Here is a 24821-nt window from a genome sequence, read left to right as displayed (position 1 = left end):
AGTTTGGGATGACATTACAAACTGATTATGAGACACAGATTTTATACACGTGATACGTTTTGTCTTCGAAGATATTGATTTACATATCCCTTAAAACGTTCTGGTTCATTTTTAAACACATATTTACCCGCTGCGCGCACTTCGTCTAAGGCTTCTTTTAAGTGGGTAAACGCGCGATCACGTACCAGTTTGGCCAAGGAGTTTTCTTGAGTAGCTCCATTAGCTTTGGCTAGTAACTCGGCCATATCGCTGGATAGCTGGGCTGCTGTATCCAGTTTTTCCATTTTAAATTTGGATACGGTTAACTCTTCGGGATTGCTTTCACCAAGGATGCTTAGGTCACTTAGGTCCTGTATCATATTGGCATCCCCTCGCCCATTAGCAATTTGGCGTACCCGAGCTAACAGATCCGGGCGTTTTCTAAATGCATATCTAAAATCATCTAACAGATCATCGCGCAATTGATAGGCTTTGGGTGATTCGAGTTTCCAGGTTTTGTTGGCCTCTTCCTGGCTATAGCGTTCGCTGATCCAAACCGATTGCGCATGGCGCAGGGCTCCGGCGCGGGTGGGTAGATCTTCTCCAAACGTATCCCAATCCAATCCAGAATTGTTGGTTAGGGTCATTTTATCCTCACTGGCCCATACAAATAGGTTTTCTGCTTCTTGCAGCATCGCATCGATAGGCATATTGGGCATTTTTACTTCGTTGGGTGCTATGGTATTAAGCACGCTTAGTTTTTGGTCAAAATTTTCTTTAGACATAAGTATCTGATTTTAATATATTACTAATTATGGATACAAGAATAAAAGCCCTTTGTTTCATTTTTTGATACTGGAGATATTTTTTTTGAAAAAATGTATCGCTACTGTGGAAATACGTAAAAATAATTGCGGTGGATTTTGGATTTTAGGGAGGCTTGTATTACAATAAATTATATATTTATAAGTGTTTGTAAGTGTTTATAAATATTTACAAAGGGTAATAAAATATAATTGAAATAAAACATATATGTGTTTTATACAATTGTTATGTACAAACTTGATTGGGATAACTCATAAGAATGAATCGTGAAATAATAGATATAAATGATTATACAATCTTGTTGGAAGTGGCTTCTTCCGATAATAATTTAATAGATTCATGTTTTTTTGATGAGCCAGTAATAGCTATCGCCTTTTATGGTTCAGGTGATGTTAAACTTAACGTAAAATTTGATGGAAAAGCCAAAGAGTTCCATCACACCAAAGGTATGGTGCTATCATTTTATGCTGATAATATGGTAGAGTTTGAACATCATGTTTCCAAACTAAAATCGCTGCAATGTTTAGTAATCGCCACAACAATAAGAAACATAGACCAATTGCCTAATGGTGAAGGTCAATTCTTGGAACAATTTCTATATCAATTAATTCACCCAAAAGATCATTATGTTGAAGGCCCAGTTTTTAATATGAGTCCAGAAATGTTTCAATTAGTTGAACAGTTCTTTAGCAATACCTATGAAGGCGAAATTAAAATGATGTTTTATAAAAGCCATATCACAGCTTTATTTTCTCATTATTTTGGACAATTGGCAAAACAACAACACACAAAACTTGATACTTCGCAAATAGAAAAAATCAATCTAGCCCAAGAAATTTTAATATCCGATTTGGAAAATCCGCCTTCCTTAACAGAGCTTGCCTATAAAATCGGAACAAATACAAATAAACTTAAAACAGAATTTAAAGCACAGTTTGGCGTACCTGTTTTCAAATACTTACAAAACGAACGGCTAAAAAAAGCTCATAATTTAATAAAAAACGAACGAAAAACTATTCAAGAAGCTGCTTGGGCTGTAGGTTATGATAGTTTGGGTTCTTTCTCTAACGCTTTTGAAAAAAAGTATGGTTATAGACCTAGTCAAGCGTAAAATTCTTTTCGAATAAATCAAAATTCTTTTTGAATAAGTAACTGGTTCACAGCTACAATAGATTTGTATCATAATTCAAAAAACAAAAATTATGAAATCAAACATTTTAGTTATTGGTGGAACTGGTAAGACTGGTCGCCGAGTAGTTGAACAATTACAAAACAAAGGAATCGAACCAAGAATTGGCTCAAGAAATGCATCACCAAGCTTTGATTGGGATAATAAAGATACGTGGATCACTGCTTTAGAAGGTATAAAAAAAATGTATGTTACTTATTATCCTGACCTCGCTGTTCCAGGTGCCAAAGAAGCCATTGAGAGTTTAACCTATTTAGCAAAAGAATTAGGTGTGAAAAAAATGGTCTTACTTTCTGGAAAAGGTGAAACTGAAGCTGAAGCCTGTGAAAAAATTGTAATGGATTCTAACATGAATTACACCATCGTTCGAGCCTCGTGGTTTAACCAAAATTGGAGCGAAAGTTTCTTTTTAGATCCTATTCTTTCAGGAGAAGTCGCATTACCAATGTCTGATGTTTTAATTCCATTTGTAGATGCAAATGATATTGCAGAAGTAGCAGCAACTGTATTACTGGATGATACTTATAATGGTGAAATTATTGAGGTAACTGGTCCAGAATTAATCACGTTTAAAGATATTGTGAATATCATTTCAAGAACTAGTAAAAGAAATTTGAATTTTTATGATATCACGCTAGAGCAGTATATCGATGGCATGAAACAAATGCAAATACCTAATGATGTCGTGTGGTTAATTGAGTATTTATTTAGTCATGTTTTAACCAATCCAAAAAATCAACTGGTAGTTAATGATATTGAACGAGTTTTAGGAAGAAAAGCGAAAACATTTCTAGAATATGCACAAGAAACTGCTGAAACTGGGATTTGGAGTCAAGTTGAAGTCCAATAACTATTGCCAACAAAGAACTGAGTTAAAAAACAAGATTTTCTAAGTTAATTTAGAAACAAAGTTTTCCCCAGCTGCCGCTAGTTTGCAACTAGTGTGCCACGCAACACTAAGTCAAAAATACAACGAGCCAGTTTCATTTTTTTGAAACTGGCTTGTTGATTTACTTGTTGTAACCCTTACATACTTTGACAGCACCCGTCACAGATGAGCACTAGCTGGGGCTAACACAACATAAACGCAACGCCTTTTAGTGTTGTGTCTAAAGTTAATTACGTATTTTATAAAGTCTGCGTCACAAATTTTATTATTTTACAACTAAATTGAAACACTAAAAAGTGTAACGCCTTTTGCTTATTCGCAGACCTCTACCCTTCTGCATGTGCAGACGTTTACATTTAACGTTGCAATAATCGAGCACAAGATTTTGAAATATCCAAAATTGATAGAAAACTAATAAAATGAAAACACTAATTACCTCTTTTTTATTTTGTATTGTCTATACTAGCTTTTCGCAATCCAAAGAATTTATAATTCTTGATAATGATTCTAAAAAACCAATTGATTTGGTGCAGGTTTTTTATCCTAAATTGGAAATCGGAAGTATATCAAATGTAGATGGTAAAGTCAAAATACCATTATTAGAAAGTGAAGTCATCGCCTCACATATAAATTATATAGAAAAGAAATTCACTCTTGATTTTTTAAAAAAGAAGGACACATTATTTCTCATTCCAAAAAGGAATCAACTAGACGAAGTTGTAATTTACAACCTTGATTTAAAACAAAAATTTAGAGACATCCTAGAAAATAGCTATTTAAAAAAATATTCAACAAAAAAAGTAATACATAATTGTACATATAAGGAAACTTTTAGTGTTAATGATTCGCTTTCGAGATTGTTTCAAGCTCAATTACGTTGGTTCAGTAAAAATTCACTTTACAAAGCGAATACTGCCATAGATAAACAAAATGTTATTAATCTAGAGTCGATTGACTATTCGAAAATTAGAGAGATAGATAATACGATAATTAGTTCAAAGGCTGCTTACGTTGAAAACAAAGTATTTTTTCAGTTCTCACACTTGAACCTACTTTTGGAGTTACTGATTAATTTAACGGAAGATTATGAAATAGAATCTATTCAAAAAAACGAAAATACCAATTCTGAAAATGAAAAGTTTTTTTTAGAAAAATAGATTAAATTGATACCCCCCCTGCTGCCAGTTTGTAACTAGTGTGCCACGCAACACTAAGTCAAAAATACAACGAGCCAGCTTCAATTTTTTGAAACTGGCTTGTTGATTTACTTGTTGTAACCCTTACATACTTTGACAGCACCCGTCACAGACGATCGCTAGCCGGGTACTAAAGGATATACTACTTACTAGCGGCTATCCAATTGTTGATTTTATCCTCTAGCAATGCCAAGGGTACACATCCGGTCTCTAGCACCTCGTTATGAAACTGTCGGATATCGAATTTGTCACCTAATGCTGCTTCGGCTTTAGCGCGTAGCTCACGTATTTTTAATTGTCCGATCTTATAGGATAGTGCCTGACCGGGGTTGGCCATATAACGTTCAATTTCAGAAGTTATCCCAGCCTCAGACTCGGCTTCATTATCCAATGAATACTGTATAGCCTGCTCCCTGGTCCAGCCCTTGGCATGCAATCCTGTATCGACTACCAAACGTATGGCACGATGCATTTCAGCGCCCAGCATCCCGAAATATTGATAAGGGTCTGTGTATAGCCCCAGCTCTTTACCCAACGACTCGCTGTATAAAGCCCAACCTTCGCCATACCCGCTGTACCACAATGTTTTTCTGAATTTTGGAAGCTCAGTACTCTCTTGCGTTAACGAAATTTGATAGTGATGTCCAGGAATGGCTTCATGCAAAAACAAAGATTCATCACTATAGGTATTGTACTTGGTCACGTCTGGGATCGGCGTATAAAAAATACCCGGACGAGTACCATCCAGAGACCCTGGGTTATATTCGGCACTTGCAGATTTTTCGCGAAAGGCTTCGGTGCGGCGCACTTCGAAAGGAGTTTTTGGCTTCACATCAAATAATTTCTCGATCTGCGGTTTCATACGGTCATGAATCGCATTAAAATTATCAATGACCTGTTGCGGCTCGGTAAATGGCATTAACTCTTTCTTGTTGCGCACATGGTCAAAAAACGATTTCAGGTCTCCTTTGTACCCAACCTGTTCTTTTATTGTTTCCATTTCTGAGGAAATACGAGCAACTTCTGCCAATCCTAACTCGTGAATTTGATCGGCTGTCATATTGGTGGTTGTGTATAACTTGATTTGGTAATTATAAAAATCTGCCCCGTTTGGAACATCTGAAATACCAGAACTTTCTCGACCTGCTTTTAGATACTCCGTACTCATAAATGTATGCAATGACTTGTAGGCCGGAATGATTTTTTCTGAAACCATTTTGCCATAGGCATCGGTAAGTTGTTTTTTATCTTCTTCAGAAAACCCTTCAGGGAAACTCTTTACAGGATTGTAGAACAAGTGTTTATCCAAATCTTCTACCGTTAATGCTTCTAATTGCGGGATTACTTTTAGGATCAATGACTTTGGCAACACATACCCTTGTTGCATTCCTTCTTTCATCTTTTCTTCGGCAGATACCATCCAAGCCAGGTATCCTTCAAGACGTTTTAACCAATTGTTATAATCTTCAACGGTTTTAAAAGGTTGGGCACTGGCGCCACTGGCCAATTGACCTGCCACCAGGTTAATCGACCACATTTGATCGATTGGGAAATAGTCTTGTTTAAACCTGAATCCCTCTAGGTTCATGTCACACTCCCATTTTAAAATAGCTTTCGTCATTTTTTCGCTATCAGAAAGTGTGGCATCATCAAATTGCTCCAGTTCTTGTTTGTACTTGGTATAATATCCTTTTACTTTGGCGACAGTTTCATCGGCCAAAGGATTTGGAAACTGGTCATTAAAGCGATTATCACCGGTAAAGGTTGCTTGCACTGGATTAAGCTGAAGTCCTTCTTCATAATAATTGTCAAGCATTTCGTTAAACCTGGCACTAATATTTACTTCGTCAGCCGTGTTATTTGTAGTTACTTCTTTTTTACACGCTGTAAATACAATGGCTAGACATGCCATTGCAAGCATTTTTTTGATCATGATTATTCGAGTTTTGTTTGAGATGAGAAAGATAGGAAAGAAGTATAAGTAGGCCAAAATGTTTAGGAAACCTTTGAGATTTATTACATCAATACGCCCTGGTATACTGTTCTTTCTCGATAAGTTCTATGGCTTCTTTTCCTTTACCGATAAGGAATTTGGTTTTTAAGGTGATCCTATCTGTTATGGTTTGGCGAAATACAATAAAATGCAAGTGTGGTCCTGTGGCCCAGCCTACTTCGCCACTATATCCTATTAACTGCCCGATTTTCACCTGATCCCCGACCTTTACTTTTGCACCATCTTTTTTGATATGGGTATACTCTGCAAAAGTACCATCATCATGATAAATCACTATAAAATTATTGTATTTGGCACATTCTGGATTTGTGCACCTTTTACTATAACTTTCTTCTATATCAACGACAATACCACCGCGAGCCGCATGTATTTTGGTGCCAACAGGCATCTTAAAATCTAAGGCATTTTCATTTTTATGTGATACCGCACCATTATACCCTTGAGACAACCAAAAGGTAGCTCCTTTTTCAAAAGGCAAATAGTATTCAAAATCTTTATTATACTTTTTTAAGGTATGATCGCCATAATTATAAGCAGATTCGAATCCAAATTTGACTCTCTTTCTTCGGTCTATTACATTTAATTCGGTAAGGGTATATTTTTTTGTCTTGGCAGGCACAACGTATATGTTACTATTTCCATTGGAAGAATTAAGATTCTCTAATTTCAAATTTATTTGGGTTGAAACGGGAGTATACTCATCATTATCTGCCAATAGTTTAAACCCATTATTGGTTTCTTCATAGTATAACTTGAAGTTATCTTGTGCATAGGTTAATACAGAAACAGTGCAAAGTACAATGGATAAAAAAATCTTCATTTATTTCTTTTTTACCTAAAATACAACAAAAATTATACCCTATCTCTTAAGAATCTCTATTTGTTCAAAGTTAAGTTCATCTTTTAATAATCAAACTTATAGGTTACCCCTCCAAGAAATTGTATCCCCTGAACCGGAAAATTCACCCATCGGTCATAGTTTTCGCCTACCAGATTATTTCCCTTGACAAAAAAGGATAGTTGATCATTTAAGCGATATCCCAGGTTCACATTGGCATCAAAATAAGAATCCAGCGTAACCGTAGATAGCGGCAATGTAGGAACTGTTACAATAGTGTTATCAATATCTTTTCGTTCGCCTACATAGAATACTTGTGCACCGGCAAACCATTGTTTATTAATTTGGTAATCCACCAATATTGAAGCTTTAACTTCAGGTAAATTCCAGGCTTCCTGTTCATCTTCATTATCATAGCTAAAATACTCTGCCGAGGCTCCTAATTTGAACTTTTTACTGATTTCAAAATTAAGTTCACCATACCCTACAAATGTTGTCATATCATCATAGCGATATGAAAACGAGTTTCCGTAATCAAATCCCTCTAGTAAAAGAGGCGATCTAGGATTATTTACAAACAAAGGTTTTTCATCTTCAGAAATATAACTTCCTCTAAAATTATAACTCACCACATCAGATATTTTTCCTTTCAAACCAATATAGGCATCAAATTGATTATTCGTTTGCTCGATAATTAGTGTTGGCGAGACAAAAGGATTTTGTTGTACTGCATCGCGATAGCTGTTTTGCTTCAATTCTCCTTCTAAGCCTCCATAGGCAATAACGGCTTCATCCAACAATCGATAAGAAGCTGTAACTTTTGGATAAATGTAAAAATCGTTATCACTATTTTCGGTATCAATGCTATAGTAAGCTGCTGCTCCAAGGTTAACTGTAAGATTGTCTCTTAGAATTACCAAACTTGGATGTACTCCTAAATTAAGAATCCCATAATTGTTGGGTGTTTGTAATATAGGGTCGATATCTCTGTCAAAACTACCACTTAGATAATCCACTATAAAATTGGTAGTAATTAAAGAGTTCCCCATTTCAAACTCAAATGTTGGTTTGGCCACCACATGATGTTCTACAGATTCTAAAGCATCACCAAAAAAACGATAATTTAATGATGCATTTTTGAAATACAGATCATCAAATTGAAGTTTTCCTCCAAGTTTAACTCCAAAATAATTTTGTTGCGGGTCTATTCCTTCAATTTGCTCTGGAGTTAATGCGGGAATTTCTGGTAATCCATACCAATTAAACAATTGATGCTCTACCCCTACTTCTAGACCATAGGTGTAATCTCGACTGCGCGAAGTATAATTAAGATCTAAATAAGTATTGTAAAACTTATTATCTAATGGTACATCCTCAATATCCCCTTGCGAAGAATTGTGATGCAAGTATAATCCTAAATTATCCGATCGATTTAACTGAAAATTACTATAAAACTCTGCAAGCACCGAGGTAAAATTTCCAAACCCCAAAGTTGCGTAGTTATCATAAATCTCTATTGGTTTTGGTCTATCGATATTGGCCGCCCTACCTTTTGCAGGAGTATATGTCGATGCTACCGGAACCGAAAAAATGCTATATCGTATTTCCTTTTTCTTTTGGGTAATAGAGTCATTAAGAATCGGTGTTGATTTCACCTTAAAAGCATCACTTATAGTGGGTGTATACGTCTTTACAATAACCACTCGCTCGGTATCCAGGTTTTCATCTTCTTTTTCTTGTGCAAAATTAAAGACGCTTAAAAATAAGCTACCTATAAAAAGTAACACTTTAGACCTCAGGGGTCTTGAAGACCCTTGAGGTCTGTTATTCTTTTTAAAATATGTAAACATATAATACAAATCGTTTTAAAACTGATTATTACTGTTCGGTTTGGATGGATGAATTAGTTTTTGCCTCTTCGGCTTTGATTTTTGTAAGTTCTTCGCGAGCTTCATCTACAACTTCGGGATAATCGGTAAAGTTCTTGATAACGCTCTCTAAAATATACGTCGCCTGATAAGCGTCTTTTAAGCCGTAGAAATTTTTTGCCATAAGAACGAGCCCTTTGGACCCGTATAAACGATATCCCGAATAATCTTTTGCAAGTTTCTGTATGGTCGTATTGGATTCTTTGTAATTTCCCTCTTCATTTTCAAAATACGCCTGGTAATATAATGCCTCTGCCGCCAATTCTCCGGTTGCTATCTTTTGCACCTCGATATAGGCCTTTTTTGCTCTTGGGATATTATTGGTTTGAAATGCTGCCCGGGCGGTAAATATTTTGGCATCGCTTTTTACATCATTCTGTATTTTTGGATTTGCCAATACCTTATCGGCATACTCAATCGTTTTTTGATAATTAAGCAATTGATAATTGGATTTCATCAGATTCGATTGTGCAAAGATGATATTTTGAGGATAATCTGCATCACTTTCTAATCGCTCCAGTACCGGAATTGCTTTTTCATAACTCCTATTTTCAAGATGTATTTGCGACAATCTCGCCAACGACTGTTCGGTAAACTCGGTACGTTCTTTTTGTAATACAAATTCATAGTGAGGAATCGCAGTATTTTTATCTCCTTTCTTGAAATACAATTGTGCCAGATGGAAATGGCTTTTCATGGCATGAATTCCGTTTGGAAACTCTCTCAAATATTTTTCAAACCCATTAATTGCTCCGTTGTCATTGTTTTCTACAAACTGTTTTTCGGCAGCTTCAAACGAAGTATTATCCAAATCGGCATCACTCACATCGACAAAGCTTAACCCTTTTACCCAAGATGCATACTCGTCGGTTCTGCCCAGATCAACATAAATTAATCTTGCCGTATTTACGGCCTGAACAGCCTCTTCGGTTCCTGGATACTCTGCTACTACCCTTTTAAACTTAGACAGCGCTCGATTACCTTGATCTCCATTATAAAAAACCAATCCCTGTTTTAATAAAGCTTTTGGAACGTATGAGCTTCGGGGTACATCTCTAATTAGTCGATCATATGCTTCTATACCCCGATCGATTTTATTTTCAGAAATATAGACATCTCCCAAAGCAAACATGGCATCATCTCTATAGGTAGATCTAGGATATTTTTTGATAAACATCTCCAGATCCTGAATTTTTTGACCATTCTTATTCACAAAACCATAGCTAATTGCCTTTTGGTAATGGGCATAGTCGGCATCTGCACTATTGGTCTTAATAGCTTTATTATAAGCCTCCATAGCCGGCCAATACTTACTCGAGATAAAATGACTATCGCCCAACCTAAGGTAGGTATCATTTTTTCTTGTTTGGTCTATATCTGTTTTGTTTGAAAATGCTTCAAAATATTTTGCAGCTTGGGGGTATTGTTTCAATTTGAAATAGGTATATCCCAAATTATATTCGATTTGTTTGTGTTCATTGGTCGTTGATGCTCCTGTACTTCCTTCAAACTGTTTGAAACCAATCAAAGCCCCATCAAAGTCGTTAAGGAGATAATCGCTCTCTGCTTTCCAATAGATTGCCCTAGCCGTAAAATTGGGAGCTACTTGCTTTGCCAAAGATTTTTCAAAATAGGTGATTGCTTCGCTATAATTGCCTTCATTATACAACTCGATCCCACGATAAAATGCTACTTTTTGATACACCTCTTTATCAGCAAAACTGCGACTTCCCTCAAGCAGATCCATAGCCTCTTTGTAGTTCTTGGATGTAATATACGAACTAATTAACAGCTCTTTGATTTCTTCTTTGAATTCTGAATCAGGATATTCATCCAGGTATCCCAGCAACACCTTTGGTGTACTTACATACGAATTACCAATCTCATAACTCAACTTAGCATAATTGTACAAGGCATCTTCTTTAATTTTTGCTTCAAAATCCATTTCTGAAGCATTCTTAAAGGCATTAAGCGCTTGCTGCTTTTGATTGGTTTTTAAGTATGATTCTGCCAGGTGATAATATGCATTTTGAGCAGTCGCATTGCGCCCACTAACAATTTTATTAAACTCTGAAATTGCATTTTGATAATCTCCTTGCTTGTAGTACGCATATCCCAGATAATAATAATCTGTATTGTTCCATTTTCCTTTTCGTCCCTTATATGCTTTTAAGTATGGAATTGCTTTTTCATATTGACCCAAGTTGAAATAACTTTCCCCGATAATTTTATTTAATTCAGACCTTTCAGACGGTTTAGACTTTGGTAATTGTGTTAATCCTTCTTTAATAGCTTCCTCGAAATTTCCGGATTTAAAGTTCATATCGCTTTGGAAATACGATAAATTTTTATTGTACTCATCCAAATCTTTTACCTCATCAAAAAGTTTATCGGCTTCTTTGTAATTATCGCCTTCATAGGCTATAAAACCTAAATAGTATTTGGCTTTGGCACCATATTCGCGTGAATCCTGAACACGATTAAAATATTTCTTTGCCTCATTAAAACGTTGAATTTTGAAATAGGCATACCCTTTATTGAAGTTAAACCGTTCCTTTTCGCTACGACTTAATTTTCTCTCGTCTACTTTTTCATACCATTTACGAGCATAGGCATATTTTCCGTTATCAAAATAATAGGTCGCCGCATCCAAATAGGCAGAATTGCGTTTAATACTAGTAGGATACTGAACTACGAAATTTTCTAAAAGCTGATCTGCATCTTTTTGATTTAACCAAACAGCACAATTCGCAATATAATAGCTACAATTGGCATCAATGTTTTCATCATCTACAGCATCACGAACCTTGTCAAAAAGGTTTTGGGCAGCCAAAAATTGTTTATTGTTATATAATTCTAATGCCTGATTATACTGCACTAACTCATTGGTGTAAATTGCAGATTGCTGTGCAGGGAGTATTCCAGACAGACCAATCACAAAAAGCATCGTGGTGATGTGTTTGTTCATCTAACTAAAGTATTACAATCAAAAGGTAAATATCGTTTCCCGCGAATAAATTTTTGTGTTAAAGATAGTCTAATCTTCATTGTAATAACGCAGGAATTTTAAGATAATTACAACACAAATTGAGAATTATGAATTCTTTATGAATATTGAAATTATTTACAAATTCAAAAATTAAAATATTTAGAGCAAAATTAGGTTATCCATATATACGGTTAAAAACTATTTTTAACACCATCAATTTTTAACCTAAAACTTTTTACTTTTACCAAGTCATACTAATTCTGAAACATAAACTATGTCCAACACGGTATTAAGCCTTAAAGATGCTTCTATTTATCAACGTGAAAGCTTGATTCTATCTGATGTTAATGTCGAGGTTAACAAAGGAGATTTTGTCTACCTCATTGGTAAAACCGGTACCGGAAAAAGTAGTTTTATGAAAACATTGTATGGTGACCTGCCACTACTTGAGGGTGAAGGTAGCATTGTTGATTTTGACCTGCCAACTTTGCAAGAGAATCAAATCCCCTTTTTACGCAGAAAACTGGGTATAGTATTTCAGGATTTTAAATTACTTAATGATAGGACTGTAAAAGACAATCTTTTGTTTGTCCTTAAAGCCACGGGATGGACAGATGAGAAAGCTATGGATAGTAAGATCGATGATGTACTTGATAAAGTTGGGATGAAGACGAAAGATTTTAAATTCCCGTATCAGTTATCGGGAGGAGAACAACAACGTATTGCTATCGCCAGGGCGTTACTTAATGACCCAGAGCTTATACTTGCCGATGAACCTACCGGTAATCTTGACCCACAAACCTCTGTTGAAGTAATGGAAGTTTTACAGGACATCAACAAAAACGGAAATACCATTTTGATGGCGACACACGATTATGCCTTACTTCTTAAATATCCATCAAAAACTTTGAAATGTGACGGAAACAAAGTTTTTGAAGTGGTACAACGAAAAGGATAATACTTCAAATTTCTTTAATTCATAGAAAAGTAAAAACATATTTTTTACTAAGAAAATTAGTATTAAAATCTACGAAAACGTTATAGTTTGTGTATTTTATCGATAAAAAATTGTATTTTACCGATAGTTTGTTGTTTTTTACAAGTTTTAGTATGAAAAAGCCTCTTATATTTGCATTGTACAATTGAAGAAGACATTAAGGCATTTCGCCCCAAATCGAAAAGCCCCAATACATTACCCCAAGATATTTGGATTAGCCCCCAAATCATACCCCAAAATATCGAGTTTGGTCCCGAGTTCCCCCCTCGGGACTTTTTTATTACTACTAAACCGGGTATCGCCAATCCCTTCTCAAACTATAATCACTTCTTAAAGTTTTAATAAAACTTTGAACAAAAGGTAACTTGGCACAACTTCTGGAGTCTATTATGAAAAGAAGGATTGTATAACATAGAAAAAGAGTAGGCTTATGAAATTATTTTACGGAATTATGGTTATAGACCTTAAGGCATTAAAAAGTTTCCTGAAACAATTACCAGGAGCTAGCCGATATGCTATGAGAAGGTAGTTCTTTTCAGAAATTCTCTGAAAAAATCAAGAAAATGTTTCTTTGATTACAAAACAAAAACCCGAGCATTGCTCGGGTTTTATATATATTGAATGATTGTACTATACAATTTTGTTTCTTTTACGTTCAACCTCGGTAAGGAATATTTTACGTAAACGCAGGTGGTTTGGCGTTACCTCTACATACTCATCTTTTTGAATATATTCCAGGGCCTCTTCTAAAGAAAATTTGATTGCCGGAACAATCTTTGCTTTATCATCGGCACCTGCAGAACGTACGTTGGATAACTTCTTTGTCTTCGTTACGTTCACTGTCATATCATCGCCACGAGAGTTTTCTCCGATGACCTGTCCTTCATAAATATCTTCTCCCGGATCAATAAAAAACTTCCCTCTTTCCTGAAGTTTATCAATAGAATATGGTATTGCAGTTCCTTTTTCCATAGAAACCAAAGAGCCATTAATACGACCAGGGATATCACCTTTTAACGGCTGATATTCTTTAAAACGGTGTGCCATGATTGCCTCACCAGCAGTTGCGGTAAGCAATTGATTACGTAGACCAATAATACCTCTGGATGGAATCATAAATTCACATACCATACGATCACCTTTGGCTTCCATGCTCAACATTTCACCTTTACGCAAAGTTACCATTTCGACTGCCTTTCCTGAAACATGCTCTGGCAAGTCGATGGTCAATTCTTCGATAGGCTCACATTTTACACCATCAATTTCTTTGATAATTACCTGCGGCTGACCAATTTGAATCTCATAGCCCTCACGTCTCATAGTTTCAATAAGTACAGATAAGTGTAATACTCCTCGACCAAAAACCATAAACTTATCTGCACTGTCGGTTTCTTCTACTCTAAGTGCAAGGTTTTTTTCAAGTTCCTTTTCTAATCTTTCCTTAATATGTCTAGAAGTTACATATTTACCATCTTTACCAAAGAAAGGTGAATCATTAATGGTAAATAACATACTCATAGTTGGTTCATCGATAGCAATGGTTTGTAGTCCCTCTGGGTTTTCGATATCGGCAACGGTATCACCAATCTCGAAACCTTCAAGTCCTACCAAAGCACAAATATCTCCAGCTTCTACTTTCTCTACTTTTCTTCTTCCTAGTCCCTCAAAAGTATGTAGTTCTTTTATTTTTGATTTGATGATTTTTCCATCGCGTTTTACCAAAGAAACCTGCATACCTTCGGTCAAAGTTCCTCTTTGAAGACGACCAATAGCAATTCGGCCTGTAAAAGAAGAGAAATCTAAGGATGTAATGAGCATTTGTGGTGAACCTTCCTCTATTTTAGGAGAAGGAATATGTTCGATCACCATATCTAATAGTGGTTCTATATTATCAGTTTCTTTCTTCCAATCTTCGCTCATCCAGTTATTCTTTGCAGAACCGTATACTGTTGGAAAATCTAACTGCCACTCTTCGGCACCCAATTCAAACATTAGGTCAAATACCTTTTCGTGAACTTCATCTGGTGTACAGTTTTCTTTATCAACCTTGTTTACTACTACACATGGTTTTAATCCAAGATCAATAGCTTTTTGCAATACAAAACGCGTTTGTGGCATCGGGCCTTCAAAAGCATCTACCAAAAGCAAAACACCATCGGCCATATTAAGCACTCGCTCAACCTCTCCACCAAAGTCGGCGTGACCAGGAGTATCAATAATATTAATTTTGGTCCCTTTATAAGTTACCGAAACGTTCTTTGAGGTAATAGTAATCCCTCGTTCACGTTCAAGATCATTATTATCTAGGATTAAATCTCCTGTATTTTCATTTTCACGAAATAATTGACAATGGTACATAATCTTATCTACCAACGTAGTTTTACCATGATCTACGTGTGCAATTATTGCGATATTTTTTATAGCTGCCATAAACGCCTCATTTTTAAGGGTGCAAAGGTACGAGTTATTTTGACAGGTTGTATATGAAAAGTGAATTAATAAAAAAGCTTTATACTTCAGTCCATAATACCTTCCTATAAAGCTTATTCTATTTTAAGTGTAAAGGTTATCTACCAAATGCCCAACCTAATCTAAAATTAACTATAGGTGCAACAAATTCATCATTACTATCAAAAGCGTAGCCAACACCAAGTTCTAAACCAAGGTTAAAACCTGAATTATAAGTGCGCTGAAAACCCCAGACTGGCCCAATCTGCCTCAGATAATTCAAATTGAAGCTTCAAATCCCAACATTCAATCCTCAAACCTGTCAAATAGTATACATACCCCCACTTATATAAGTACCCCCTCCCACTTGTATAAGTACCCCGGGGTACTTCAATTGTTAAAGGTTCCTGTAGATTTGTCAGGTAGGGTACTTCTCTAAGTGGGGAGGGGGTACTTCAATTGTTAAAGATCCCGGTAGATTTGTCAGTTCACCCACTTATAGTAGTAGGTGCGCCAGGTAGATTGGCACCTCGTCCCGCCTTTTTGGTAGGCTAGCGGGGTATTTTTGTACCTCGGGCCATCTTTTTTGACGATACGCCCATCTTTTTTGACCATGCCCCTACCTTTTTTGCTAATTTGTTGCTATTCAACCGTATTTTCTGGGGTATCGGCCCTGGTGTTCATGCTTTAAGAAAATCTGGCTTTTATGAGTTCGTGCGCATTTTGGATGCCTTCCATCGGGATTTTGCGGAGCGGTATTTGGTTTATTTATAATTTGAGGGAGTTTCTCTCCTCGATTCCGCTACCGTTGACAGCTTCTTAAACACCTGTATTTCAGTTATTATAACTACTCCTTCCCTTGAGGACGATAACGTAATAACGGCTGGCGAGATGGCACGATAGAGAAGGATGGGTGTTTTTTAAAACATCCTTCTTTTCCAACGCAACGACTCGCCAATCGCTATCGCGATGTCGTTTCAAAGCAGGAGGCAGAAGCTACAAATACAACAAATGTCATTGCATCCACTGGATAAAATTCTTACTGGACTTCTCGAACAGACAGATACTTCCTTAACTTAATGACATTACCCCCACCCCGACCCTCTCCCAGAGGGAGAGGGAGCGATTCACGATTCACATCGAAACTTCAAATCCCAACATTCAGTTTACCGTTTACAGTTCACTCCTCATACCCGACACCTCACACCTAACTCCCCCAACCATTACAGAAGCGTAAAGATCAATAATTCACATAGATCATTTTTGTTTCGTAGTCCAGCCCCGGTTCGTTGTAATCGATCACACATACATAGGAACCTACGGGTACCAGGCTGCCTTTATGGGTGCCGTCCCAGGCATCGCCGGGTCCACCATAATGGGTACTGAACAGTAAGCGTTGGCTTAGGTTGTATATCTTGACTACGTTGTTCCCATATTTTTCAAGACCTTCGATCACCAGATTATCGGCAATACCATCGCCATTGGGGGAAAACCCTCTATTGAAATCTACAAGGGGCTCACCAACTCTGCAATTGCCAATCCCTTTTACCGTTACTATGGCGGTAGCGATAGACGTTTCGCTGCCTTGGGTAGCGGTCAGGGTAATGATCACGGGAGAATCGATATCCTCACAGGTAAAATTTGTCCTGTCCAAACTTAAGGATATGCCAGAGCCACTATAGGAACCATTATCGACTTGTTCAGGGGTGATGGACGCCCGCCCATTGACATCTAGTTCTATGGTAATGTTCTGAGCAATAGCTGTTGGTCCATCATCCTGTATGGTGACCTTCCAGTCTTCAGTTGCACTATTAAAGTCATCATCAATCGCAGTGATGCTGACCTCATAAATGTTGTCACTGTTTGCATCTGCAGGCGCTTCAAAGTCCCTTACTACCATACTGACCTGCCCAGTGCTACTATCGATGGTGAACAAGGCAGCATCGCTTCCTCCCAGGGTGTAGGTGACAATGCCTACTGGTGCGCCAGTAATGGATGGTATTACAGTAGTATAGGCCGTGTTTTCATCAATCGTTATATCAGCGATCGGGTCGATGATGAAGCTGGCTTCTTCATCGACATCCTGTATGATCACCTTATAACCAGTCGTTGCCTGGTTATTATCCTCGTCAGCCGCAATAATAGTCATCTCATAAATATTGTCTTGATTGGCGTCTTGTGGATTTTCAAAATCCCTGGACAACATGCTGACCTGGCCGATAGTGGGGTGAATCTCAAACAAGGCCGCATCTATTCCCCCCAGGCTGAAAGTAACATCACCTATCGGTATACCTCCAGACAAGGCAGGTATGGGCCCGGTATAGGTTGTGTTTTCACTAATGCGGATATCTGCGATTACATCGATGGTAAAAGTGGCTATTTCGTTGACATTCAGTATGGTCACCTTCCAGTCTTCACTCGCGCTATTAGCGTCATCGTCGGTAGCTATGATGGATACCTCATAGACGTTGTCACTGTTTGCATCTGCAGGCGCTTCAAAGTCCCTGGCTATCATGCTGACCTGCCTGGTTGTGGGGTTGATAGTGAACAGGGTAGCATCACTTCCTCCCAAGGTGTAGGTGACAGTGCCTATGGGTGTATCTCCTGAAAGTATAGGTACCGGCCCGGTATAAGCCGTGTTTTCATCAATGGTGACGTCTGCCGTTGGGCTAATGTTGAAACTCACACAATTTGCATTAAGTCCACCGTCAGTGATTGTCCAACCCCGATTATTGATCAGTACGTTCCTGGCTTCTTCGGCATGTGTACCATAGCGCTTGCCTCTAGCCTCTAAAATGACATCTGTTTGAATATTTGGATTGGCTGCCCATCCTATCAGGGTTGCGGAATAGTTGGTACAATCCATGCCGGAGTTATCAAACCATTCCCCTCTTCCAGAAGCAGTTAAAGTCCAGCTGCCCAGGTCCTGGTTGAAGGAAGTAGCGCCTGAGAACATCCCCCTCATGAGTGTCACGTTACTTACATTCCAACCACTGATGTCCTGATTGAAGGAAGTAGCACCTGAGAACATCCAAGACATGGCTGTTACGCTGCTTACATTCCAACCACTGATATCCTGGTTGAAGGAAGTTGCTCTTCTGAACATCCCCTGAGTATTTAACACGTTACTTACACTCCAACCACTGATGTCCTGATTGAATGAAATCGCGTCCATGAACATCCAATTGAAGTTTGTTGCATTGCTTACATCCCAACCACTGATGTCCTGGTTGAAGGAAGTCGCGCCAAAGAACATCCAATTCATCTTTTTTACGTTGCTTACATCCCAATGGCCTATATCCCCGTTGAAGGAAGTGGCTTTGCGAAACATCTGGACCATGCTTTCTACTCCTGACAGGTCGGGTGTATCTGTTGCGTTGACCTGCAGGTTGGTACATCCTGAAAAAGCCTTTTCCATACTTGTCCATTGGATAACTCCCCACTTCTCTACGGTCAGGATCTTGTATTTGTCCTGGCCGTTTAGTCCATTATTGAAAAAAATTCGAGGAAAATCTCCTGTGATCTCAACTCGATAAGTCCCTATTTGAGGAAGGGTGATCTTTGCATTACCTGTCTGGGACGTCAGGGTGCCATTTTGAGATGGGTCATCGATATTTTCCCAATACACATTGTAATTGTATCCTCCTCCTGTAGTAGGAATGGTAATTTCAGTGGGAGTAAGCGTAGGAATAGGAGGAATACCAGAAGTAGAAGTGTCACTGTCTGGGTTATCCGATTTCCAGGTGGTGATGAAGGCACCACAACTTGCATCGAGTCCCTCGTCAGTGATGGTCCAATTCCGACTGACGAGTTCGTTCCTGACTGCATCGGCATGCGGACCATAGCTCCTGCCTAAAGCCCCAACAGTGACGTTCATTAGGCTTGGATTGGCTGCCCATCCTATCAGGGTTGCGGAATAGTTGATGCAATCCATGCCGGAGTTACTGAACATATTATCTCTTCTAGTTGAAGTAGAAGTCCAGTTGCCCAGGTCCTGATTGAATGAAATAGCTCCAAAGAACGCGAAATTCATGTCTGTTACGCTACCTACATCCCAACCACTGATGTCTTGGTTGAAGGAAGTCGCTCCAAAGAACATAAAACTCATATTTGTTACACTGCTTACCTTATCCCCCCAACTACCTATGTCCTGGTTGAAGGAAGTAGCTTCATAAAACATATAACCCATGTCTCTTACACCATTTACATCCCAATGAGCTATGCTCTGGTTGAAGGAAGTGGTTCCGCGAAACATCCCTCGCATGCTTTCTACTCCGGACAGGTCGGGAACATCTTCTGCGTTGATCTGCAGGTTGCTACAACCTGCGAAGGCTAGCTCCATACTTGTCCATTGGATAGCTCCCCATTGTTCTACGGTCAGGATCTTGTCTTTGTCTGAGCTGTTATTGTTATTGAAATAAATATGAGGGAAATTTCCTGTAATTGTTATAGTGTGAATATCAGGGGATACATAGCGGTGCGTAGCGTCTCCGGTCAGGCCAGCTTCTACTGTGCCATCACCCCAATCGACGGTGTAGTTGTAAGGGCCACTACCCGGATTAGTTGGGATGGTAATTTCCTCGTTACTCTCTGTCGTTTGCCAGGTGGTGATGAAGGCGGTATTCGTTTGTGCGTAGGCTGTAAAAAGCGAAGCAAATATTAAAAAAACGAATAACATGGTAAAGCGGCCCGCACGGCCTAACTGGTGAATGAATGCTGATCTCTGGTTCATAACTGCTTTGTTTACGGGTAGTTGTTTTTTCATGATGGGCTTGTTTTTATCACTTTTGAATATTAATTAATGTAAAGAATCCCATTCAAGAAAAATATCCAAAAATTAGTGCCCAACCCCGTTAAAAACGGGATGTTATAAGGTGTTTGGGGGATTTTGGAAATCCAGAAATCCCCTTTGATCTCTTCTTCGTCCCGGTTTTAGTAGATATGGACACTTTTTATCTTGGGTCTTGTACTGAAATCCCCACTTTTGTTTGCAACAAAGGGCAACCCTACGGAAAGTATAGGCAATGGAATAATGGCGGGGAGCCAGATTATCCATTGATCTTATTAAGGGTAAATGTTCTTTTGGCTTTTGAATATATTAATACCAGCGGCGGGGATTTATAACAACGGTCCCCGTCGTTTTTTGTGGGACAAAGCCAGAATATCAAGGGCACTTGTAATGCGTTGGGCCAAAAAGACCTTCCGTTGGGCCGAAAAGGACTTCTATTAAGCTCGGTACGCTCACATTTAAACCCTGAGCGTTAAAATTTGAACCAAAATGGTCTAACATTAGATCTAAGCAGTTAAAATTTAGGCTATATGGTCTCAATTTTAGGCTATCAAAGTCTAACACTTCGTTAAAATGGCCCTTGAGAAGGTTAAAACGGCCCATAACATCCCCGGGACGTTCTAAATTTTGACTGAGCAGCGTCAATTTTTGATAAAGTCAATCAAAATTTTAAAAAATAATATATAATCATACACTGTTAACTATCGACCAGTAACTAAAACAACACCATATTTCAATAGTAGTAAGAGCATAAACTTCGATTACTGTCAGGGATCAGAGTTTAGACGTTAACAATTCAATAGATCGTCCTGTTACACCATACATTGATATACCTTAATATCCTGGAGTATTTTTAGTGCTTTTTTGGAGTTGGACATTCAAAAATAATACACTTATCTGCTCCTTCTTTTTAGGAAACTTGGGCTACTTATTAAAAAAGCTTAACGATTAGAACTTTCAAAACCTATATAAAACACTCTTTTAGTTTAGGTATCAACCTTCTTGCCACAATTTCTTTTATCAAGAATTCTTTACTTCAAATAGGAAAAGAGTTATCTTTGCTTTTTTAAAAAAATCATATGGATCTTTCAAATATCAAAAACCTTAAAAACCTTGATGCCAACAACTTTTTTCTTCTTGCCGGACCTTGTGCCATAGAAGGTGAAGAAATGGCATTACGAATTGCAGAAAAAGTAGTTGATATCACTTCAAAGTTGAAAATACCATATGTTTTTAAAGGATCTTTTAAAAAGGCTAATCGCAGTCGTATCGATAGTTTTACCGGAATAGGAAACAAAAAGGCATTAAAAATTTTACGTAAAGTAGGAGAAACTTTTGAGGTACCTACTGTAACCGATATCCATGAAAATGAAGATGCGGCGATGGCTGCAGAATATGTTGATATTTTGCAAATTCCAGCATTTTTAGTTAGACAAACCGATCTTGTGGTGGCCGCTGCAGAAACCGGAAAGACCGTTAATCTTAAAAAGGGACAGTTTATGAGTCCTGAAGCCATGCAACATGCTGTGCGAAAAGTGAAAGATAGTGGTAATGATAATGCTATGATCACAGATCGTGGAACCATGTTTGGATACCAGGATATGATTGTAGATTTCAGAGGGATCCCAACTATGAAACAATTCGGGACCACAGTTTTGGATGTTACCCATTCTTTACAACAGCCCAATCAATCCAGTGGTGTGACCGGAGGACGACCAGATATGATCGAAACTATTGCTCGCGCAGGAGTTGTGACTGGTGTTGACGGCCTATTTATGGAAACGCATTTTGATCCTGCAAATGCCAAAAGCGATGGAGCCAATATGCTGCATCTTGATCATTTAGAAAAATTGTTAAGCAACTTGGTGGCGATTAGACAAACCGTTAACCAGTTATAAATTTTTCTTTTCTGAAGGTATATGCTTGTTGAAGGATTTCGATAAGCACCTCATCATCAATATCTTCTATACTCTGATAGCGAAGGGATTTTACATACTTTCTTTTGTCGGACTGTAGCTTATCCAAATGCTTTGTAAAATATTGTGCAGCAGGAAAACCTACATCTACATATCCCTTAGTTACATTAAGATAACAGATAAAATTCTTTCCTTCATAATAAAAGGGTAATTTCCATTTAAATAATAACTGCACATCTGGCAAAGTAGTTTCTATAACTATTTGCAGGTGTAACAAAATAGATTTAAAAGGTTCTGGCTGCCCTAAAATATAATCTTCAGCTGGATTCATATCTTCAAAAATAGAACTTTGTGTTTATTAATTACAAAAAATCATTTGCACAATCCAAAATTTTAATTTTACTTTGCATTTCAAAGTACTTTTAAAATGAGCACAGAAGAATATCTAAAAGACATCACCGAGATAAAGGATATGATGAACAAGTCGTCTCGCTTTTTCTCATTAAGTGGTTTATCTGGCATTATGGCGGGTATTTATGCCCTAATTGGTGCAGCAATAGCCTATTATCTGGTTAGTATTAGTGGTAGAGATTACCTCATTCTGGATGGAAAAATATTCAATTATATCTTACTGGATTTAGTTCTTGTTGCATTACTTAGCATAGTAACAGCAATAATCTTAAGTACACAAAAAGCAAAAAAGAATAATGAAACACTCTGGAACGGTACTTCGCGTAGGTTATTAACTGCTTTTCTAATTCCCCTGATTACGGGTGGCATTTACATTATGATCAAAATCTATAGCAACCATTATGGACTTACAGGTTCACTAATGCTTATTTTCTACGGACTTGCCCTGGTAAATGCATCAAAGTACACAATTGGTAACGTAAAATATTTGGGATATATAGAAATTGTATTAGGTTTGATCTGTGCTATATACCCCGGTTATGGATTTTGGTTTTGGGTGCTTGGATTTGGAGTAATGCACATTATCTATGGTAGTTTAATTTATTTTAAACACGACCGGTAAAAAAAGATTTCCGATAGCCGGAAACAATTATGAAAAACATAATACACAATATAAACAAGGCTTTTGATCATCGAATTCGCTTAGGAATCATGTCGATACTGGTGGTTAACGAATTTGCCGATTTTAAAATGTTAAAAGAACTTCTTGGTGCCACCGATGGTAATTTGGCAAGCCATACCAAAGCTTTAGAAAAAGAGGAATACATCCTGGTCGAAAAATCATTTATAGGCAGAAAACCAAATACACGCTATAGTGTAACCAAAAAAGGTCGCGAGGCTTTTAAGAAACATGTAGAAGCTATTGAAAAATTATTAAAACAATAGCTATATTTTTTTATCAATTTACTTTGAATTACAAAGTACTTTTAAATAATAAATGAGAGCATATATTTTGGAAACGATATACGAATGGAGCAAGAAACCATATCAAAAATGGTTTAAAAAGAATGCCGCATGGAGTATTCCCGCGGGTCAATTACTACTATACCCAACAGAAAGCCTGGGGTTTCACTTAGGTTGTTTTTTACTGAAATACAACTTTGATCCCCAACCCAAACTAGAAAATCATGATGTTTTTCATGTGTTGACCAACATAGGAATCACAGTTCCCGAAGAAATTGCCATGCAATTTTATCTTTTTGGAAACGGCAAACGAAGCTTATATCTCCTCGCTGTAATCTTTTTGGGCACCCTGCTCTATCCAGACAACATTCAACTTTTTAGAAAGGCGTACAAAAAAGGTCAAGAGGCTTATGCTTTTCATCAATTGGATTACCAAAAACTTCTTGATCAACCCATACTAAAAATACAAAACACCTTTTTAATTACACCATTATGGAAATAAGACAAAACATAAACAAAAAAGCCTTACAAGTAGCTACTTTAAGCTTTTTGATAGGAACATTTATTTTGACAATTTATCTAATCTCGGGATCTGAGTCTTTTCTCATAGCAGGCGTTTTTTACGCTTTCATAGCTTTGGTTCTAAATAGTATACTATTTATCGAACTTATTGCTAACGCTATTATCAATTACCAATATTCCAAAGAGAACCTTATCACCATTCTGTTTTTTCTTATAAACATTCCGATCGCTCTGGGATACTTCTTTTTAGTAATGAACACCTCTTTTTAAATTATTTGCTATGACACATGCTGTTTACAAACAAACACCCTTTATCAAAGGTTTTGCTATCTCTGCAACCTTTAGTATTTCATTATTACTCATCAGAATTATGAAGACAGATTCCATTTTTTATGTTTTTCTGGTTTGGAATCTATTTTTGGCGTGTATCCCTTATGGAATTACTTTGCTACTTAGTCTTGGTAAAACAAATCGAATCGTTTTTTGGTTTGGCTTTTTGGTTTGGCTTGTCTTTTTACCCAATTCTCCTTACATATTAACCGATTTACAACATATACGTCTCAGCACTTTACAATCGGTTTGGTTTGATGTTCTGCTTATACTTTCTTTTGCGATTAATGGAATGATTGTAGGCTTTGCCTCGCTACAAATGATGCAAAAGTTATTATATCATCGATTATCGAAGCAAATCGTTACTATCATCACCTATATCACCCTACTGCTTTGTGGGTTTGGAATTTATCTGGGTAGAGTATTGCGCTGGAACAGCTGGGATGTACTCCAAAATCCGATCGGAATATTATCTGATATAGGCAAACGGCTATTGTTTCCTATAGAACATATAAATACCTGGGCATTTACTATTGGCTTTGGTGGTTTTTTAATCATCACATACCAATTATTTCGGCGCCCACAGGAAAAATAATAA

At 37.4% G+C, this 24821-nt stretch carries 18 protein-coding genes; 10 read left to right on the top strand and 8 right to left on the bottom strand.

Annotation, left to right across the window (positions count from 1 at the left end; translation table 11 throughout):
• Window positions 1-41: 41 nt before the first annotated feature.
• The gene (locus tag U6A24_RS15205) at window positions 42-764 is read right to left on the bottom strand and encodes a hypothetical protein (RefSeq protein WP_324180850.1); all 723 of its coding nucleotides are present in this window, start codon (window positions 762-764) and stop codon (window positions 42-44) included.
• 299 nt (window positions 765-1063) lie between these two features.
• Between U6A24_RS15205 and U6A24_RS15200 the strand changes: the two genes are divergently transcribed.
• From U6A24_RS15200 to U6A24_RS15190, 3 genes are all read left to right on the top strand, one after another.
• Window positions 1064-1915, top strand: a complete 852-nt coding sequence (locus U6A24_RS15200; RefSeq protein WP_324180849.1) for a helix-turn-helix domain-containing protein — start codon at window positions 1064-1066, stop codon at window positions 1913-1915.
• A gap of 91 nt (window positions 1916-2006) precedes the next feature.
• Window positions 2007-2843 (top strand): NmrA family NAD(P)-binding protein, encoded by an 837-nt coding sequence (locus tag U6A24_RS15195; protein WP_324180848.1) that lies wholly within the window; start codon window positions 2007-2009, stop codon window positions 2841-2843.
• Between the two features lie 458 nt (window positions 2844-3301).
• Window positions 3302-4039, top strand: a complete 738-nt coding sequence (locus tag U6A24_RS15190) for a hypothetical protein (protein WP_324180847.1) — start codon at window positions 3302-3304, stop codon at window positions 4037-4039.
• Window positions 4040-4220: 181 nt separating this feature from the next.
• Here U6A24_RS15190 and U6A24_RS15185 read toward each other — a convergent pair whose 3' ends face one another.
• The 4 genes from U6A24_RS15185 to U6A24_RS15170 all read right to left on the bottom strand — a co-directional run bounded on the left by U6A24_RS15185 (window position 4221) and on the right by U6A24_RS15170 (window position 11826).
• Window positions 4221-6011 (bottom strand): DUF885 domain-containing protein, encoded by a 1791-nt coding sequence (locus U6A24_RS15185; RefSeq protein ID WP_324180846.1) that lies wholly within the window; start codon window positions 6009-6011, stop codon window positions 4221-4223.
• 88 nt (window positions 6012-6099) lie between these two features.
• Entirely contained in the window at window positions 6100-6912 is an 813-nt protein-coding gene (locus tag U6A24_RS15180; protein ID WP_324180845.1) for a M23 family metallopeptidase, read from the bottom strand.
• A gap of 83 nt (window positions 6913-6995) precedes the next feature.
• Entirely contained in the window at window positions 6996-8780 is a 1785-nt protein-coding gene (locus U6A24_RS15175; RefSeq protein WP_324180844.1) for a TonB-dependent receptor, read from the bottom strand.
• A 28-nt stretch (window positions 8781-8808) separates the two neighbouring features.
• A complete protein-coding gene (locus tag U6A24_RS15170) occupies window positions 8809-11826 on the bottom strand; it encodes a tetratricopeptide repeat protein (RefSeq protein WP_324180843.1) in 3018 nt (1005 codons plus the stop codon).
• 295 nt (window positions 11827-12121) lie between these two features.
• Between U6A24_RS15170 and U6A24_RS15165 the strand changes: the two genes are divergently transcribed.
• On the top strand, window positions 12122-12805 hold the full coding sequence (locus U6A24_RS15165) for a cell division ATP-binding protein FtsE (protein ID WP_324180842.1): 684 nt from the start codon (window positions 12122-12124) through the stop codon (window positions 12803-12805).
• A gap of 669 nt (window positions 12806-13474) precedes the next feature.
• On the opposite strand, the gene typA is transcribed toward U6A24_RS15165, so the two are convergent.
• Window positions 13475-15274: a translational GTPase TypA gene (gene typA / locus U6A24_RS15160; protein WP_324180841.1), complete on the bottom strand. Its 1800-nt coding sequence runs from the start codon at window positions 15272-15274 to the stop codon at window positions 13475-13477.
• A 1258-nt stretch (window positions 15275-16532) separates the two neighbouring features.
• Window positions 16533-20057 (bottom strand): BspA family leucine-rich repeat surface protein, encoded by a 3525-nt coding sequence (locus tag U6A24_RS15155; RefSeq protein WP_324180840.1) that lies wholly within the window; start codon window positions 20055-20057, stop codon window positions 16533-16535.
• A 1103-nt stretch (window positions 20058-21160) separates the two neighbouring features.
• Here U6A24_RS15155 and kdsA point away from each other — a divergent pair.
• Entirely contained in the window at window positions 21161-21979 is an 819-nt protein-coding gene (kdsA, locus tag U6A24_RS15150; RefSeq protein WP_324180839.1) for a 3-deoxy-8-phosphooctulonate synthase, read from the top strand.
• On the opposite strand, the gene U6A24_RS15145 is transcribed toward kdsA, so the two are convergent.
• The gene (locus U6A24_RS15145) at window positions 21966-22328 is read right to left on the bottom strand and encodes a DUF5655 domain-containing protein (RefSeq protein ID WP_324180838.1); all 363 of its coding nucleotides are present in this window, start codon (window positions 22326-22328) and stop codon (window positions 21966-21968) included. The genes kdsA and U6A24_RS15145 overlap by 14 nt on opposite strands.
• Window positions 22329-22424: 96 nt before the next feature.
• On the opposite strand from U6A24_RS15145, the gene U6A24_RS15140 reads away from it, so the two are divergent.
• Genes U6A24_RS15140 through U6A24_RS15120 form a run of 5 tightly spaced genes read left to right on the top strand, consistent with a single transcriptional unit; the run spans window position 22425 to window position 24818 of the window.
• Window positions 22425-23030 carry a hypothetical protein gene (locus U6A24_RS15140; protein WP_324180837.1) on the top strand — a complete coding sequence of 202 codons (606 nt, stop codon included), beginning with the start codon at window positions 22425-22427 and terminating at the stop codon, window positions 23028-23030.
• 29 nt (window positions 23031-23059) lie between these two features.
• Window positions 23060-23353: a winged helix-turn-helix domain-containing protein gene (locus U6A24_RS15135; protein ID WP_324180836.1), complete on the top strand. Its 294-nt coding sequence runs from the start codon at window positions 23060-23062 to the stop codon at window positions 23351-23353.
• Window positions 23354-23405: 52 nt separating this feature from the next.
• Window positions 23406-23873, top strand: a complete 468-nt coding sequence (locus U6A24_RS15130) for a Coq4 family protein (RefSeq protein ID WP_324180835.1) — start codon at window positions 23406-23408, stop codon at window positions 23871-23873.
• Complete coding sequence (locus U6A24_RS15125; RefSeq protein ID WP_324180834.1) at window positions 23864-24163, top strand: hypothetical protein; 300 nt, start codon at window positions 23864-23866, stop codon at window positions 24161-24163. Before U6A24_RS15130 ends, U6A24_RS15125 begins: the two co-directional genes overlap by 10 nt.
• Window positions 24164-24173: 10 nt before the next feature.
• Complete coding sequence (locus U6A24_RS15120; protein WP_324180833.1) at window positions 24174-24818, top strand: DUF1361 domain-containing protein; 645 nt, start codon at window positions 24174-24176, stop codon at window positions 24816-24818.
• The last annotated feature ends 3 nt before the right edge of the window (window positions 24819-24821 follow it).

The organism is Aquimarina gracilis (assembly GCF_035285365.1).
Classification (GTDB): Bacteria; Bacteroidota; Bacteroidia; order Flavobacteriales; family Flavobacteriaceae; genus Aquimarina; species Aquimarina gracilis.
This window is presented reverse-complemented; position numbering and strand designations above follow the sequence as displayed.

Coding starts and splice junctions, on each gene's coding strand:
- U6A24_RS15205 (WP_324180850.1), bottom strand. CDS start 764: ATGTCTAAAGAAAATTTTGACCAAAAACTAAGCGTGCTTAATACCATA.
- U6A24_RS15200 (WP_324180849.1), top strand. CDS start 1,064: ATGAATCGTGAAATAATAGATATAAATGATTATACAATCTTGTTGGAA.
- U6A24_RS15195 (WP_324180848.1), top strand. CDS start 2,007: ATGAAATCAAACATTTTAGTTATTGGTGGAACTGGTAAGACTGGTCGC.
- U6A24_RS15190 (WP_324180847.1), top strand. CDS start 3,302: ATGAAAACACTAATTACCTCTTTTTTATTTTGTATTGTCTATACTAGC.
- U6A24_RS15185 (WP_324180846.1), bottom strand. CDS start 6,011: ATGATCAAAAAAATGCTTGCAATGGCATGTCTAGCCATTGTATTTACA.
- U6A24_RS15180 (WP_324180845.1), bottom strand. CDS start 6,912: ATGAAGATTTTTTTATCCATTGTACTTTGCACTGTTTCTGTATTAACC.
- U6A24_RS15175 (WP_324180844.1), bottom strand. CDS start 8,780: ATGTTTACATATTTTAAAAAGAATAACAGACCTCAAGGGTCTTCAAGA.
- U6A24_RS15170 (WP_324180843.1), bottom strand. CDS start 11,826: ATGAACAAACACATCACCACGATGCTTTTTGTGATTGGTCTGTCTGGA.
- U6A24_RS15165 (WP_324180842.1), top strand. CDS start 12,122: ATGTCCAACACGGTATTAAGCCTTAAAGATGCTTCTATTTATCAACGT.
- typA (WP_324180841.1), bottom strand. CDS start 15,274: ATGGCAGCTATAAAAAATATCGCAATAATTGCACACGTAGATCATGGT.
- U6A24_RS15155 (WP_324180840.1), bottom strand. CDS start 20,057: ATGAAAAAACAACTACCCGTAAACAAAGCAGTTATGAACCAGAGATCA.
- kdsA (WP_324180839.1), top strand. CDS start 21,161: ATGGATCTTTCAAATATCAAAAACCTTAAAAACCTTGATGCCAACAAC.
- U6A24_RS15145 (WP_324180838.1), bottom strand. CDS start 22,328: ATGAATCCAGCTGAAGATTATATTTTAGGGCAGCCAGAACCTTTTAAA.
- U6A24_RS15140 (WP_324180837.1), top strand. CDS start 22,425: ATGAGCACAGAAGAATATCTAAAAGACATCACCGAGATAAAGGATATG.
- U6A24_RS15135 (WP_324180836.1), top strand. CDS start 23,060: ATGAAAAACATAATACACAATATAAACAAGGCTTTTGATCATCGAATT.
- U6A24_RS15130 (WP_324180835.1), top strand. CDS start 23,406: ATGAGAGCATATATTTTGGAAACGATATACGAATGGAGCAAGAAACCA.
- U6A24_RS15125 (WP_324180834.1), top strand. CDS start 23,864: ATGGAAATAAGACAAAACATAAACAAAAAAGCCTTACAAGTAGCTACT.
- U6A24_RS15120 (WP_324180833.1), top strand. CDS start 24,174: ATGACACATGCTGTTTACAAACAAACACCCTTTATCAAAGGTTTTGCT.